Below are 17,214 nucleotides of genomic sequence, written 5' to 3' on the forward strand. Positions count from 1 at the left end.
GATTAGATAGCGTTATAAAGCCGTAATAATAAATTCGCTTCGTCTATTAGCCTGATGTTCTTCTTCGGTGCACGGAACACCATCTGAGCATTTATTGACAAGTTGTGTCTCGCCATAACCTCTTCCCGTTAATCGGTCTGAAGAAATACCGTTTTTAACCAGCCAGCTAATTGTAGATTTTGCTCTTCGATCTGATAAAGCTTCGTTATATTGATGTGATGCTCTACTATCAGTATGCGAACGAATATCAAGTTTCATCTTAGGATACTCATTTAGGACAGCCAATATTTTTTCTAAATCTATGGCCGCTTCTGTTCTAATATTGGATTTGTCCAAATCAAAGTATATCATTTTTATACCAAAGCAAACTCCAAGATCATCGCCAACAGTTACTCGGCAAATACCTCTATCTAAAGCAATTGGCAAGCTGGTTTTTCCGGTAGTTTTTGAAATGGTTACAGTAACTTCCTTAGTTTCATAATCAGCTTTTTCGGCTCTCACATTATAGGTTTTACCGCATTCTACAGAGAATGAATAATTTCCTGAATTGTCCGAAACGACAGTACTCTTAACTGCCATTTGATCGTCAAACAAAGTAACCTTAGTTTCAGGCAGAATTGCTCCTGTTTGAACATCAGTTATGACGCCATAAAGTTCTTGAATACAATTAAGTCTTCTGGTTTCTAAGAAACTGTAGATGTCATCAGAACCATGACCGCCGTCTTTATTCGAACTAAAATAGCCTCTTCGGGATACTGGATCAATGATGTAAGCAAAATCATCTTTGGGAGAATTGACATCGGATCCTAAATTTTGGATATTGCTTATTTTGCCATTTGAATCAATATTGGCAACAAAAACATCCAAACCTCCCAAACCGGGATGACCGTCTGATGAAAAATAAATTTCATTTTCACTTGTCACATACGGGAAGGTTTCTTTTCCTTCTGTATTGATTGTATTGCCAAGATTTTCTGGCGTTCCGTAGCCACCATTAGAATTTATGCTTACTTTATACAAATCAGATTGGCCGATTGTACCTGGCATATCAGAAGCAAAGTAAAGTGTTTTTTCATCGGGACTTAAAGCTGGATGCGCCACACTGTATGTATTGCTGTTAAAAGGAAGTTCGGTAATATTTGACCACTTATTATCTTTATCTAACGTGGCTTTATAGATTTTTATAAAGGTCGTTTTGTTCTCATCTTTTCCTTTTTTTCCATTGAGGTAATTATTTCTGGTGAAATAAACTGTTTTTCCGTCACGTGTAAAAACCGGAGAAGCTTCGTGGAATTTGGTATTTATTGCAGTTTTAAACTTATTTACTTTTGTCGCGCTTCCAGATTCAGGATTAATATCGGCATTATAGATATTAGTAAAATATTCGCCGGTCCATTTATGTTTTCGCTGTGTAAAATTTCCGGTATCTCTAGCTGAAGCAAAATAAAGTTTGTTGTTGTAAACAAATGATCCGTAGTCTGAATATTTGCTGTTTACTCCAGCATCTTCAATTTTATATCTTCCTGAGTTTGCTTTAATTACATCCAAATAATTGACATCGTCTTTATAAAGCTTGCCTCTATTATCATTTTTTGATTTAAGATAAAAATCATCCATAAGCTTATTTGCTTTTTCAGCCTCACCTATTGACTTTAGTGATTGTGCATATCTGTAATAGTATTCTGGTTCAACAGCTGTATTCATTGAAAACAACTCGCCGTACCATTTTGCGGCGCCTGCAAAATCGGAATTAAAATAATAGGAGTTGCCCAGTTTTTTAAACATATCCTCAGACTTGTATCCTTTGTTGGCAACTTTTTCGTATGTTTTTATCGCATCAACGTAGGCATAATTATCATATTTTTTATCTCCGGAATTTACTTTGGCTTGCTGCGCATAACTGCCAAAAGAAAAAGTACTTACAGCTGTAAGGAAAAGTAGTGTATAGTTTTTCATGATACTTTTTTTAGAAGAAACGAGGAGTTGTGATTTTGCCATTGTTTATAAAGAATTCATAGCGCAGAAATATTTCATGCGAACCAGAATTATAGTTCCTTAATTGGGTGGTTTCTTGATCGTATCCATAGCCAACATATAATCCATCTGTGATTTGAAATCCAGCCATAGCACTCACTGCGGCGTCCCAACGATAGGCAACTCCGAGCGTCAATTTTTCGAAGAATAAAAAATTAGCCGATACATCGACCTGAAGCGGTGCTCCTTCGACCATTTTAGTCAACAGTGCTGGTTTAAATTTTATTTCTTGTGAAAAATTAAAAACATAACCGCCTATCAAGTAGTAATTTATTTTGTCTTTATAAATTGCTACATCATTGTCGTCATATCTGTTGGTCTGAATAAAGTTGGGGACAGACAATCCAATATAAGCTCGAGCTGAATGCCAATAAATTCCAGCTCCGACATTGGGAGATACATCGCTGTCTAAGTTTTGAAATTGAGGATCGCCTTGATTTTCAGGGTTTAGTTTGCTTGCATCAAGATTAAAGACATCTACTGAACCTTTTATCCCAAAAGAAAGTTTCCATGTTTCTGAGGTGGGGATTGTATAAGATAAATCTACAGAAAACTCATTCTCATTTGTAGGCCCGATTTTGTCGTTGACTAAAGATACGCCAAGACCAATATTGCTATTGTTTATCGGAGTGTTTACAGAAATTGTATTTGTTTTTGGTGCACCATCCAATCCTACCCATTGGTCACGATGCAAAGCAAAAATACTCAGCACGCCGCGAGAACCGGCATAGGCAGGATTTATGTTTATTGTGTTATACATATATTGCGTAAACTGCGCATCCTGCTGTGCATAACTGCCGCAATATCCAAATAGAAATATGTAAAAAAGTAATTTTTTCCTCATCTTTCAAATTTTTAAATTTAACATTAAGGCATGACGGATTAGTCATAAGAACTAGCGCTCTTCAACAAAATCAATAGAATACATATCTGATTAGTCAAATCAGTTCCAATAGCTTTATTGGAATCTTACAGACTAGACCAAAGTGAAATGATAAAATTTTAGGAGTGTAATAACCGGTTTGGAAAATATAAAGTGAATCAACACTTTATCAAAAGGCTTCAATTGGTTTGGCTGATAATGAATTTTAAATTCTAATAAATACTTAATGACAAAAAAAAGGTGGGGCCAAAAATTGATGACAAACCGAATGAGTTTATCATGAATTGATTAATGATGGGGTAGGCAAAAAATTTGAGGGCAGAAATTCAATTAATAATACACTCATTTTATTGATCAGATAAAATAAGGAAATCTAGTTCTCATATTATTTCTTTTACAATGAGAACTGGTTAACAGTCTACATAAAAAAATCAAACAAAATAATTTTAAGATCTCTAAAGATTCAAAATTTGAGTAGTTAATCTACTCGCTCAATCATACTATTACATAAAAATTTCTAATTACGAAAGTTCTCAAACTCCAATAATAGTGTTAAACCTCTTACAAATCTAAAAAATTTACATTGATAATCAACGATTTAGGTTGTTTAATTTTGAACTTTAACATAAAAAACTCTAAATCTACCTTTCCCACTTTTACTTTTCCTGGAGATAGCTCCAATTTTGTCACAAAAGCAAGTGGTTGTTTTTTAATAATTACAATATTAGTTTAGGAAAAGAAGGATCAATCTATTAATTTAAAATTAAAATCTTATTTCTAGAAGAAAGAAGAGTAGCTGCACAAAATCAAGTCAAAAATTAAAAATGACGTAACTACATAAAGTTCGAATCCTATCATTACTTACAAATGTCTACCAAATAACTTTCTGATTAGACTAAAGCCAGTTATAAACTCTAATACTGTCAACAAATTTTGATTTGAATAATCTTCGAATTATTATATAATTTTACTAAAAACTAACCCGCTTTCTTTTGACATTACTGTATTTTATTGTCAAGAATTTTTATAGAAGACAATTATAGCTTAACAAATTTAATTATACATATGTTTTAACATTTTTTAACGTTTAACCCCTACAATACATACAAACCGCTCTTGAATAAAAATTTAAAATAATTATCTTACAAATTCACTTGAAAGTAAGCCAATTTCTTTAAATCATTCATAAAATGGTTTGTAAATTGTTCAGTCGAGGTCACCACACAGCCAAATAGCACCAATTGAAGACAATTGGTGCTGTTTTTTATTGTTTTTAATCAAGCTATTAACCCTATCGACGGTGCATTTTCTATAGAGACATCAGAACTAAAAATAAAACCAAGCAGCTAATGCGATACCCTGTAATTGTGCAAGCGATACTTGCACAATTGAAAAATCAGTGCAAGGCTCAGAAAGGCTCTGCCGTATTTTATATTTCAAACAGAAAATCTCTACTTTCAGGAGAATAACTTGCCGAATCAGCATTGAATTGCCAATGATTTTTTAATATAGCAATTGGGTTGGACTATTGTTCTCAAAAGAAGGAACATGGCTCCACATTGCCTAGCCCCGATAGCAGTGGAAATCCTTTTGTGCCCGGGTTCGGCACAAAAGATTGAAACGTATAGCGGGAAGAGCTCTAAAAAAACAACATCAGCAACCCTCAAAAAAATTGCGCTTCTGTTAGCGCGAATTTTTTATAAAAGTACCGCATCAGTAATTGGGCAATGACAACAAGGGTATATCCAGACCCGATGCCATAGCTCTGGTCTTGCTTATATGCAGAAGGGAATCCCAAAAACCATGTTTTTGAGGCACCATGACTAAAATGTCAGCATCGTAATTTTTAATTTCATTTTTAATTTCATTCAATACAGTATCTGAACTCAGACTTTTAAAAACAAACTTAACTTTAAGATCAGGATCATCAATAATATCTTCCCTGTTTGGCTCCGTCTTGAGTTCCCCATCTTTTTGATCTACGCTAAAAAACTCAACTTCAGCCTTGAAAATTTTTGCCTTGCTTATAAACCAGTCCAATCTTTTTACTTTTGATAAATTCAGATTGTCAAAGGCAAAAAGTATTTTCTTAACGTCATTAAAGCGGGCGTGCTCAGGAACAGCCATTACCGGAATACTGATCTTTTTTATTACGGTAGTTGTAGAATTCCCCATCAAATCCTGTTCCGGCGACCTTTCGGCCATTCCCATTACGAGAAGTTCAGCCTCATGGATTTGAATAAAAGCAGAAAGTTCTTTTTCCCATGATGACATATATAGGCAGTAGCTCTCCACTTTTATGTTATATCTTCTTGATAAATCATTTCCCAGGCTGATGAGCCTTTCTGTCGTATAATCAAATTCCTTCTGTGCTGCTGCGGCCGATATCCTGTAATTTAAACTATGGATGGACAATGAAAATGAATTAAGAAGAATAAGTTTGGTATCTCTTGCTTTTACAAGCTCGCAAGCGTACGCCACCGCGCTTTCCGCTTTGGATGAAAAATCTGTTGCTGCAATTATTGGTGCTGGAAATGCCATAATTAAATATTTTAGGTAACTTTCGTTAGTTTGAAAATAGTACGGTTTTCTATAAATATTTTATTGAAATATTATTTTTTTTCAGAATTATAATCGGAAGTGCTCATATCACGAACACATACATATTTGCCATTTCTTTTCACAAACAGGCTCATGTAGTTCCCATTGTCTATTATTGCATTGGAAGAATCTACAAGCTTGAAGGAACCAACTTCCAGAACCTGCTCGCCATCAACTGATACAAAAACTTCATTGGTATTAAAAGATATCCTGTTTGAATTTGAAGCTGAAGCCGATTTTAAAAATTCTATAATTGCTTCCCTTCCAACTAGCGGAGCTGTATTCTGATAAAAACTTTTGGAGTCATCTGCATAATAATCAATATCTATTACCTTGCCTTTATTATAAATGGCAGCAAATTCATTTTCACGAGACTGAATCTCTTTTTTTACCTTTTCTTTATCAATGACTGCTACTGCATTTTCTTTTTCTTTTGAATTGCAGGCGGCCAGCATAATCAATATGCCACTGCAAGCTGCTGATCTGATAATTTTCTTTTTCATAATTTTATGGATTTGATCATTAGACTCCTTCAGGTTCATTAGATGTTTGTCAAGTGATTGGGTAGGCGAGGTCCTGGTTTTAAAATATTTTAAATATAGGTTCAGCTTGTGAGCAAATCATTTGAAACTGCGTTTTTAAAAATTGAGCGATTCGCTATCTTCTTCTTCCTCCTCCTCCTCCTCCTCTCATTCCGCCGCCTCCTCTCATTGCGCCTGAGCCGCTAAATCCGCCTGCGCCAGCCCGGCTGCGTCCCTGTGAAAAGCCTGAGCCGCCACGGCTGCCTGAAGGCGATATTCGATTATTTGAACGTGATGGCTGAAAACTGTTTGAGGAGGGCAAAGTAGATGGTCGATTAAGGCCTCCGCCAGATGGACGCGAAATCCCGGAAGATGGACGGTTAACCCCTTTATTGGGCAGCGTTGAAGGACGGTTTATGCCTCCTGCAGAAGGACGATTATTATATCTCCCGCCTGCATTATTTCGGGACACGGTATTTGATCTCATTTTATTATTATGATAATTATTGTAGTGATTGCGATTGTTGATAATTACCGTGTTGCCTCCTCCATAATGCCCCCCGTAATAACCGCCATGAAAATAAAAATTATTATGCCAGTAAATTCCAAGTGCCATTACCGAGAAAGCTGCAAAATAAGGAGGATAGAATCCATAATAATAGGGCGGTGTATAAGGCACGTAGGCTGGTGAATACACATACTGAATAATGGGCGCAGCTTCTACTGCCACAACTGTTGTTGCAGGAGTATTAACTGTAACCGGGTCTGGCCCCGTGTAGGCAGGATTAGCAGTGACAGGATCACTGACACTTCCTGCCGGCTTTGGCTCGATCACATAGTCTTTTCCATATAAATCTTCATCACCTACGATCTGTAAACTGACTTTACCATTTTTATCCTTTTCAACTAGAATTACCGCAACATCCTGTGTTTCTGTTTTGCTTACCGCATCCTGAAGTATGAATGTAAATGAGGAATCTTCCTTTTTTGTAACGACCTTTATAAAATCAACTTTTTTATCCAAATCCAAGTCAAGGTTATTTATACCCGTTTTCTGCTCGTTTAATGATTTTTCAAACTCCTCAATGGTTTTTGATTTTTGAAACAGAGTCAGTACAGCATACAAATCCAGATTATCTCCGGGAAGTCCCAGCATTTTCTGATCCTCCTGTGTCTGGGAAAAAACATTTCCATTAAAAAAGCCTGATAATAAAACTATTGCGTAAAATATTACATTTTTCATGATACATTCACTTTTTACATTGTATTAACTTTGAGTTTAAGAGAAGAATTGCCTGCTATTTATAAGCCAGACTCTAGAAATAGCCTATAACACGAAGCCATAATCCTCCAATAACCATGTAAATAAAAAGCAGAACGAGTCCTGTTATCAGCCCTTTGACCCACCAGCTTTTTAGATCGACATAACCGCTTCCAAAGAAAACAGGAGCAGGCCCGTGGCCATAATGGGTTAGGGTTCCGTATAATGAACCTACAAATCCAAGCATGAATGCAAGCAGCAGACCCGGAACCCCGATTGAAACACCAACGCCTAACAGTGCTGCATACATGGCGGCCACATGCGCTGTTGCGCTTGCAAAAAGATAATGGCTGAAAAAGTACACCAAAATGATAATTGGGAACGCCATTTGCCAGCTTAAACTGCCAATCTGCGCTTTTACCTGATCGCTGAACCAGCCAATAAATCCTAATTCATTGAGCGAGCTGGCCATCATTACTAAAACAGAAAACCAAACTATCGTATCCCAGGCGCCTTTTTCGCCTTTGACATCTTCCCAGGTCAATACTGAAGTCAGTAATAGTACAACCAGACCAATAAAAGCTGTGGTTGTAGCATCGATAGAAAACAAATCACCGGTTATCCAAAGAAATAACAAGATGAAGAAGGTCAGCAGCATTAGCCATTCATTTCGGGAAATTGGTCCCATTTCTTTTAATTTCTGGCCTGCAATTTGCGGAGCGTCTCCGGTTTTTTTAAGTTCTGGCGGATAAATTTTATATAGGACAAAAGGAATTACAAAAAAGGAAACGATACCCGGAACAATTGCTGCAGTTGCCCATGACATCCACGAAATTTTGATTCCCAGATTAAGTGCGAATTTTTGGCACATTGGATTGCTCGCTGTTCCCGTTAGAAACATTGACGATGCAATCAGGTTCATGTTATAGCTATTCAATGTTAGGAAGGCACCTAATTTTCGGTGCGTTTCAGGCTGCTCCGGCATTGAACCGAAACTCATTGACATTGATTTCATAATTGGATAAATAATTCCGCCACCGCGAGCAGTATTGCTTGGTACGGCAGGCGCAAGAACCAGATCGGCCAAACCTAAACCGTATGCCAGTCCGAGAGAACTTTTTCCGAATACTTTAATAAAGAGAAAGGCAATTCTATTTCCTAATCCTGTTTTGATAAAGCCCCTTGCAATGAAAAACGAAATACCTATAAGCCAGATTACTTTATCTCCAAAACCTTTCAACGCAAGTGTGATGGATTTTCCTGCTTCACCCGGTGCCAGAACCTGCGTAAATGCAGTCAGTGCAATCGCGATCATGCAGATGGTTCCCATGGGAGCCGCTTTGAGAATAATTCCAAGTATTGTGGCCACAAAAATGGCAAACAAATGCCAGGCCTCAATTACAACACCTTCAGGAGCCGGAATAAGCCAGATGATTACTCCAACTGCCAGTGTGATGAGTGTTTGGGTAATTTTTACTTCTTTCATAAGAATGAGAATTTAAGTTAAACTAAAGACGGCATTGCAGCTGAATTAAAAATAGATTGCTGCTGTAGGTCGATGTATCCGGGATATCTTTTTCATAATTGTCAAGTGTAAATCCTAACTCGATACGGCCTGTGTAGGCTTTGCCAAATTCGAGACTGACCATCGGAGTATAGGTTTGCCTTACGTTTGAATCGATCTTATAACTGGGATTAAAAGTCTCATATCGACAGGAAAATTCTATAGAGGACAACCTTTTGTAAGCAATCGAATATCTCAAATTCGGCAGAATATACGCCCCGCGCATTTGATAATCGGCAACACTTGCCGTTCGGCCACCGACAGGCAGAGAAAAATATAAATTATGATTTGTCCCTTGCTTGTATTCAATCTGCACCTCTAGATTCAATTTATCTGCAAGTTTGAAATTGCTGGTCATATCTGCCCCTACTGCAAAAACATCCTGTCCAAAAACAACTCCCATTCCGCCGTTTAAACCCAGATTAATTTTATTCTTTTTTGATAGCCCGAATACCAATCTTGAAAAATATTGCTTTCCATTATCCTTATCTTTTTCCTGATCTTTTCCATTTCCATTCAAAACGGTAAGGGCATAATCTACAGGGACCTTGCCAATATCAACTGACCCGAGAACGGAAGCCCCGAGTTGAAAACTGGTCCAGCCATTTTTCCCGAATTCATAATATTGGTTTGAGAAATCAAACGATTTAATGATGTCCACAGAAACCTGATCTTCAATGCCAAATGGAGCCCTGAACTGCCCTCCAATTAAGGCAACATATCTACTGAATGTATATTTTGCATAAGCATTCTCTAAAACTTTCCCTTTTGGATCAGATTTAAAATCGGCCAGGTTTGCTAAAATGACAACTTCAGTTTCTGGGCTGATTTTAGCGTTCACACCAACACGCATTCTTTTGATATCAAAAGAAGTCTGGGTAACTTCACCAGTAGTATGCTGAACGCCAAGTACGTCAACATTGTCTGTCATGGCGCCGAGAAACCTTCCCTGAAAAAGTCCTTTAAATTGAAATTGAGGGTATTTTACCGTGTTTTCAGCTTCAGAGCCCCCCGTTGTCTGAGCTCCTACAAAAACTGGATGTATGGCCAGTATAAAAACAATTATTATTCCTAGACTATTAGTACATTTCATAAAAAATGGGTTTCAATAAAGATTTATAAAAATGATTTAATCCAATAATAGAATTTAGTTGCTGTTTCCTCCTAATGCTAGAAAAAGATTGATGCGCTGGGTGATTTTTTCACTTTGAATTCTTAACAGACTTATCTGTGAGGCAAATAGATCTATCTGCTGTTTGGAAACACTTCTTAAATCTGTTTTTCCCACCTCAAATAACTTTTGCTCCAATTGAAATGATTTTTGATTGCTAGTAACCGACAATCGTAATAATTTTTCTCTTTCTTCGACAGTCTGCACAGCATCTAGAGCATTCTCTACATCAGCTATAGCATTAAGTACTGAACGTGCGTATTCTGCCACAGCTACTTTTTGTTCCGCAGTTCTGATTACTATATTGGCATTAATTGCACCTCCCAAATAAAGCGGCTGCGCGACAGTTCCTCCAACACCTCCGATCGGATTGGAAAAATCAGGTTTTAACTGAATGACTTCACTTGTAATGGCACCAAAACTTCCAGTCAGCTTCAAATTAGGCAAACGGGCCAGTCTAGACTCTTCAACTCTGTGAAATGCTGCTGCAAATCTTTTTTCAGCAGCAACAATGTCAGGCCTGTTTTCTAAAATCTGCAATGGAATTCCAGCTGGTATTGTACCTTTAATCTCAATTAATTCCTTGTTAACCTGAATTTCTGCCGATGGATACCTTCCAAGCAGAATCTCTAATGCTCGCAATTGATTTGAATAAGCCAGCTTAAGCTGCTGTTGGCCATCTTTCATAACGCTCAGATTGGAACTGGCAACCTCGATATCAATTTCTGTTCCGATCCCTATTTCATGTCGTTTCTTCGCTAAAGCTAAAATTTCCTGCGAGGCATCCACCATTTGATCAGCCAGCTGGCTTTCCAGATAAGTTTCAGATGCCAAGTACCAATTTCGAGCTACTGCCGCTGAAATAGATAGTTTAGCAAATTTGTAATCTTTTTGCGTTGCAACAAATATTGCCTGATTCGCATTTCTTGCATTTCTTAATTTTCCCCAAATATCAAGTTCCCATGAAGCAGAAAATAAGGCCCCGCTTAAACCTGAGTTCAAATCATCGCCCATTTTTGTGCTTGATCGGCCTAACAAACTTACTGCTGGACGAAGTGCAGCCTGAGATGCTTTTACATAACCGGAGGCTTGCTCAATTCTGGCACTGCTGACTCTGAGATCAACATTGTATCGTATGGCCTCCGCAACAATCGAATCCAATGCGGGATCATTAAAAAAAGAAATCCAGTTATTTTGAACCGCTGTGGCATCGGTGGCATCAGTTTTGGCTGCTTTCCAATTGGAAGGCAAAATCAAATTTGTAAAAGCTTCTTTCTGGAGTTCCTTATTTTCCGGCGGAGTTTTTACCTTGCAGCCATAAAGCATCAGGGCAGAAATAAAGCCAATAAGCAAAATTTTACCCGTATATATTCTCGAATAATTTGTTTGATATACTCTCATTCTGATTAGTGTAATTTAAGAATAAGCCAATCGAGTTTTGTACCTACTCTAAGAATCACTTTTCTTACCAATTGAATAGGTTTTCCGCTATCTGTAAAAATAGCGCCCTGACCCATTGCTCCGGGAGCCAGAAAAAGGTCTTTATCAGTTTGGGCTACTTTTAGGCGCACGGCAAAACGTCCCTCTGGAGGTGCTTCGCTTCCAGTTTGAGGGACAAGCCCGCTCATCGGTATCTGTCCCTGCCCGGTTGCCCAGACAATATTTTCAACCTGGCATTTTATGATATGATTCGGATAGGGCTTCAAGGCAACTTCTGCCTCATCCCCTCTTTTAGCATATCGCAGTTCGTTTTGTTCAAAAAATGCTATTACCCATTGTTCATCTTCCACAAAACTCATAACAGGTTTCAATGGAAGCTGCACAGCCATCGAACCTTTTCGAAGCTGCAGATTGATGACCCGGCCATCTGCAGGGGCATAAAATACAGTTTGTGAAAGCTGCCATTTGGCATCTTTTATCTGTGATTTTACTTCTTCTAAATCTGCTCTTGCCTGTGTTATTTCAGAAAGTTCTCCTGAACTGGCTTTTGCCGACATACGCTGAAGAATTGCGGATTTCTGAGCTTTAGAAACACCAATTTGAGATTCGAGATCCTGAAGATCAGCCTGCGCCTGCTCATAATCAAATTTTGTACCTGCTCCAGCTCCTGCAAGCGCTTTGGTCTGATCTACCCTTTTTAAAGCCAGCTGGTATTTGGCATTTACCACGCCAATAGTATTCTCAGCAGACTGCAATTGTGCTTCCAGTTCTCGGTCATATGCTTTTGCGCTGACAATTTTGGCTTCCAATGAAGGCAACCTTGCCTGCAGATTATTAATTTTATTCTGAAATGGGACCGGATCAATTTTAAAAAGCACTTCTCCCTTTTTAACATGGGTATTGGGCTCAACAGGAACATCAATAACCTGTCCTGAAACCGTCGGTACAATCTCTACAGTATAATTGATAACCCGAACGTCATGAGAAGAAGGCGCAAATAGATTCAAAAATAGAATCAGCAGCGTTAAAAATATAACAGGAATGGCTATCGAAATTATCTGGCTGGTCGTATTCCATGGTAGCCATTTAAATTTAAAGAAAATGAGCCAGACAAATACACCGTAAATTGCTAATAGTAAAATTTCCATAAAATGTATATTAAGATTTAATCAGGCAGTTTAAATTTTTTTATTCCAAGTCTTCTTTTTCTCTTTCAGCAGCTTTTTCTTCCGCTAAATCCTTCATTGTAGGTTCATGATAGTCACCCTGATCTGTTTTATAGGCCATTTTATAGAATACCGGTTTTGAGTAGGCCCAGAGCCAAGCCAGTGGCCAAAGTAGACCTCCAAATGCCAATGATAGCAGGCACAGGGTTTTTATTGCTTCTGCCTGTGGATGTTTCCTTTTTTCAGCTATTTTCTCAGGTAAAATATGTACCATCAAAAAGACGGTTATCCCAATTATCGGTGCAATTATTAAAACGACCCAGCTGACTGCTTCAGCGATACTGTCCAAAGCTTCTCCCGATGCATGGGCATTTGCAGATTGCGGAATTAATAGCAGAAAAAGAACAATTCCTAAATAAGGACAAATTGTACAATATTTTAAGTTTGTAGCATTTTTTTTCATGGCAATTTGATTTTAAACCTGTTAATTTAAGTTGCTTCCTATAGATAAATCCTAATTTTTTACTTTGAAAAAATAAAAATAACAACAGCCCGCATGCCCCAATCTGCTTTATTTGCTTCTGGGGCGGCCAAATTGAATCTGGATCCTATAAGCAGGGAAACTTTCTATTTTTCAATACTTGTCAATCAGCTTATTGTGGGTCTTAGCCAACTTGCGGTAGTACTGGCTTCCTATTTTGTTTTAAAATAACATCTGCGGGACTCACATCAAATTTATTGATGATTAAAAAATCATCCGTATCTGCAGGTATTAAAAAAACAGGTCCCGATCCTCCAAGTTAATCCATCCTTTTCATTCTTATGACTTAAAAACCCTTACAATCTTATTAATCCTCCATGAACATTTACTTTAGAGCGCCTTCCTATAATAAAAAGTATATCACATAATTTTATTGATTTATCTCCTATCCATAAAATAAACCCCCGAAACTATTTATCAACCAAAAAAATTAAAAAATGAAATCTTTAAATTTCTTTAATTTCTATATCGTAGGGTTGCTATCTAGAAAAACAATTCCAGATTCAGCATTCCTATTAAACCTTTAGCCCCAACTACAGTGGGGTAACTCAGATATCCTACCGGTGAATTTTCAACATATAATACTTCTGGATTTATACGAAGAACCCTGCTTTTTAAAATATACCAGTTAAGTCCGCAAGTCACCTCCCAAGGTTTTCCATATTCACCATCGATGTAAGAATAGGTGCTGTACATCTGAAGAGTTTTGTTAATTAACATGCCCGATGCCTGAATGGCATATCCATTATCAAATAACTCGGATACTGGCAATGTTCCGGTAGATTCAAAATCATTAACCCACCTAATATAATATTCTAAATCTAATGATAATCCTTTATATTTAAGTCCTCCATTAAAAGAAGTCATCTGATATTTGGCTGATAATACCTGAGTTCCATTCCCAAAAGCATTCAGTGCAAAAACTCCCGTTCCATCAGACAATCTAATCTGTGAATTCTCAGGATCTTCCGTCCCAGCCTGAGATTGTCTGGACTCTTTACTTGTAGTATAGGCTCCTCCTAAAAGTGTCGCCAGTTTTTCGTGCCTTTCGAAGTCACCAAAATTGGCCACTCTTCCAAAGTCATTTGTTGTCCACCAGACAGAGGTACTAAAAGTGTTGAAACCATTATCAAGCTGCCCGGCGTCAACACCTAGCTGGCTTAAATTATTGCCGAGCATTGTTTTATAATAAATCCCCTTGGTTATTTCGCCCTGCGCCCAGATTCCTGTCGTAAAAGAACCCCTGAAAAACTCCTCTGCCATAGGTCTGGCATCCTGACGAAGCCAAAACGGCCAATTGCCTATAAGCGAACGGCTTGTTGGAAGGCTTCCGATACCGGCACCAATATCAAAATGCCTGTTAATTTCATACTGCAGATTTCCCGCTACCACAACCTGTGCACCCTGTCCCTGATTGGCATTAGCCGACCAGACATACAGTAGATATCTGAATTTAGGATCCACCAGCCATCCTTTAAAATATACAACTGCTTTTTGAAACTGCAGATCATTTCTTTTATCTATAATAGAGGTTTGTCCTAAATGATTTGTATAAGTATCATCTAATGCACCTTGATTTAAATAACGGATTGTTACATAAGGGGAAATCGTAAGGGTTGCTTTTTTGCTATTGACTACAAGGAATCCCGAACCTGGCCTGTGATCATCTTCTTTTTGTTCTCCAATGCTGTCTACACTGACCGGATTAGATGGAATTTGAGCCCATGCTGAATTTAAATAAACGAATAATAAGACGGCGTATAAAAGTTTTGATCGCATAATTTTAGCTATTTGTTATTAAAACATTTCTACACTTTTTGAAATCTTTAATTTTTGATATTTATCTTTTCCCAATCCCTTACTTTTCCACGAGCATCATTAAAAAGTTTTTCATAATTTCCTTTTCTGACCTTCTCACTGGTCTCTGTTGTAAGTGCTTTCCAAAATGGTTCGTACATATTGTAAACTGCGAGATAAAATTTCTGATCTGGTGGTGCCACTACATCTGTGCCAAACAAAAAACGATCTGGATATTTATTGATTACATCCGCACTATTTTTAATGCTTTGAGGACTTGCTATTATATATTTAGCCACTTCATCCCAGGAAATATCAAAATAGACATGTTTCATTGCCGGGTCTTCCAATATCTCTTTTACTATTTCTATATGGTTTGGAGGCCTTTGCCCAGTGTCACTATCGGGAGAAGCTCCATAGCCTACCGGATGCACTATACGCCCCAGACCTATATGCGCCCAGATAATCGTAGTTTGCGGATGACGTTTAAGCACATCTTTCATCTGCGTCAAATAGGCAGGTTCTGTTTTTGGCTTTGCCATCGGCATATCCATGTCATTATGCAATACGACAATAAGACCTACCTTGCCTGCAAAATCTAAAATGCTGTCTAAGGCCGGATTGGTTAAACTAGCCACCTCTCCTGCAACTTTTGAGGATACAAATTCTTTATGGATCGAGAATTCGCCTATTCCTGAAAAAACTCCGGGAAAAGTTCTCAGCACCCGCTCAATATGCTTATACGCATACATATCTGCGGGATTGAATCCAATAATCATAGGATCAAATCTTGACTGCTGCTCCTTTGTGAGTGACTTATATTGCATGGCTATATAGGCATCAGTAAAAGAGTAGTAATATAGAGGCGCATCGCTCTGCAAGTAATAAGTCGGACTGAATTTACCTGAATTCTGATAAGACCACTGCTGCTGCAGTGGAATACCAAACAAAGTGGAACGCCCAACTTTATTGCCCATTATCTCCAAAAACTTTTTTGCCGTTATTCCTTCCTGAACATAATTGGTAAGATGAAAATGGCTGTCGTTATATAGATAGTCAACTTTTTCAGTTTTATTTTGTGCTGTGGAAATACCTAAATGCATATAGAACAACACTAAAACTAAAATTGACTTACTTTTTATTTGCATTTTATTCATTTTGACTTTGATTAAATGAATGCTTAATAAATTTTTACTCTAAGAAATAGCTATTCTTTTACTTCTTTTTTGGAGTTACATGATAGGGATTGACATCGAGCTCTTTAACAATATCAAAAATGGTCTTTTGTGCTTTAACACTATTTCCAACTTCATTCAGAGGAGGAGAAATGACTGCTATGCCAAATTTGCCTGGGCAAACAGCAATGATCCCGCCACCTACGCCGCTTTTTCCTGGAAGACCTACAGCGTATAACCATTGTCCTGAATCATCATATAAACCTGCTGTTGACATTATACCCATTGTAAAAGCACACGTTTCAGGCGAAACCACTTGAACTCCCGTAACTGGATTAATACCTCCGTTGGCCAGTGTAGATGCCATAACGGCAAGATCTTTAGCATTAACATTTATTGCACATTGTTTGGTATAGACATCTGTTGTCTGCACAGGATCAAAATACATACGACCGTATGCTAAAAGTAAATGTGCAATAGCCTGATTTCGCAGGTTATCACCAGCTTCACTAATATACACCGGTTTATTTACTTTGAGTGTAGTTCCTGCAAAGGCATTATGAGTATCCAAAATATTTTTCCATTTAGCAACAGAATCATTGCCTTTTATTAAACTTACCGTCGCAATAGCCCCCGGATTCACCAAAGGATTAATTTCTTTTCCTTTTTGCAGTTCAATGGCTACGATGGAATTAAATCGAAGCCCTGTGGCATCAACTCCCACTTTTTCAGCAACTGCTCTTGGTCCTTGTTCTTCTATAACCTTGGCCAGAGTAAATACTTTGGAGATTGACTGAATTGACACGCGATCATCTAGATTTCCCTTTGTATACACTTTACCATCAACTGTTACTATAGCAATACCGTAAATATTAGAATCAACAGTTGCCAGTTCTTTTATGTAATCGGCATTTTTTCCCTCTTTAAGGTCTTTGTACTTAGCATATGCGTGATCAATAGCTGCCTGATAAGCTGGTTCTTTTTGCGCAAGAGCTTTAAATAGCGGAAGTAATATTACTGCTATAACAAGAATAATACTTTTGTTGAATTTTGTTTTCAT

General features: G+C 37.7%; 13 protein-coding genes. All 13 read right to left on the reverse strand.

Features of this window, described 5'->3' with window-relative positions; translation table 11 throughout:
* Nucleotides 1–12: 12 nt before the first annotated feature.
* Entirely contained in the window at nt 13–1,956 is a 1,944-nt protein-coding gene (locus LPB248_RS00150; RefSeq protein ID WP_177209606.1) for an OmpA family protein, read from the reverse strand.
* Between the two features lie 10 nt (nt 1,957–1,966).
* Entirely contained in the window at nt 1,967–2,878 is a 912-nt protein-coding gene (locus tag LPB248_RS00155) for a type IX secretion system membrane protein PorP/SprF (protein WP_177209607.1), read from the reverse strand.
* A gap of 1,752 nt (nt 2,879–4,630) precedes the next feature.
* Nucleotides 4,631–5,458 carry a universal stress protein gene (locus tag LPB248_RS00160; protein ID WP_177209608.1) on the reverse strand — a complete coding sequence of 276 codons (828 nt, stop codon included), beginning with the start codon at nt 5,456–5,458 and terminating at the stop codon, nt 4,631–4,633.
* A gap of 71 nt (nt 5,459–5,529) precedes the next feature.
* A complete protein-coding gene (locus tag LPB248_RS00165) occupies nt 5,530–6,021 on the reverse strand; it encodes a YybH family protein (RefSeq protein WP_177209609.1) in 492 nt (163 codons plus the stop codon).
* A gap of 154 nt (nt 6,022–6,175) precedes the next feature.
* On the reverse strand, nt 6,176–7,195 hold the full coding sequence (locus tag LPB248_RS00170; RefSeq protein ID WP_218279834.1) for a hypothetical protein: 1,020 nt from the start codon (nt 7,193–7,195) through the stop codon (nt 6,176–6,178).
* 160 nt (nt 7,196–7,355) lie between these two features.
* Entirely contained in the window at nt 7,356–8,786 is a 1,431-nt protein-coding gene (locus tag LPB248_RS00175; RefSeq protein ID WP_177209611.1) for an anion permease, read from the reverse strand.
* Nucleotides 8,787–8,808: 22 nt separating this feature from the next.
* Nucleotides 8,809–9,957 (reverse strand): porin, encoded by a 1,149-nt coding sequence (locus LPB248_RS00180; RefSeq protein ID WP_177209612.1) that lies wholly within the window; start codon nt 9,955–9,957, stop codon nt 8,809–8,811.
* A 54-nt stretch (nt 9,958–10,011) separates the two neighbouring features.
* On the reverse strand, nt 10,012–11,436 hold the full coding sequence (locus LPB248_RS00185) for an efflux transporter outer membrane subunit (protein ID WP_177209613.1): 1,425 nt from the start codon (nt 11,434–11,436) through the stop codon (nt 10,012–10,014).
* Nucleotides 11,437–11,441: 5 nt separating this feature from the next.
* The gene (locus LPB248_RS00190; RefSeq protein ID WP_218279835.1) at nt 11,442–12,482 is read right to left on the reverse strand and encodes an HlyD family secretion protein; all 1,041 of its coding nucleotides are present in this window, start codon (nt 12,480–12,482) and stop codon (nt 11,442–11,444) included.
* Nucleotides 12,483–12,663: 181 nt separating this feature from the next.
* Nucleotides 12,664–13,104 (reverse strand): DUF3302 domain-containing protein, encoded by a 441-nt coding sequence (locus LPB248_RS00195; protein ID WP_177209615.1) that lies wholly within the window; start codon nt 13,102–13,104, stop codon nt 12,664–12,666.
* Between the two features lie 561 nt (nt 13,105–13,665).
* Nucleotides 13,666–14,961 carry a hypothetical protein gene (locus LPB248_RS00200; protein WP_218279836.1) on the reverse strand — a complete coding sequence of 432 codons (1,296 nt, stop codon included), beginning with the start codon at nt 14,959–14,961 and terminating at the stop codon, nt 13,666–13,668.
* A 47-nt stretch (nt 14,962–15,008) separates the two neighbouring features.
* Nucleotides 15,009–16,136 carry an amidohydrolase family protein gene (locus LPB248_RS00205; protein WP_218279837.1) on the reverse strand — a complete coding sequence of 376 codons (1,128 nt, stop codon included), beginning with the start codon at nt 16,134–16,136 and terminating at the stop codon, nt 15,009–15,011.
* A 58-nt stretch (nt 16,137–16,194) separates the two neighbouring features.
* The gene (gene glsA / locus LPB248_RS00210; protein ID WP_177209616.1) at nt 16,195–17,214 is read right to left on the reverse strand and encodes a glutaminase A; all 1,020 of its coding nucleotides are present in this window, start codon (nt 17,212–17,214) and stop codon (nt 16,195–16,197) included.

This window comes from Flavobacterium sp. LPB0248 (assembly GCF_013388355.1).
Lineage (GTDB): Bacteria > Bacteroidota > Bacteroidia > Flavobacteriales > Flavobacteriaceae > Flavobacterium.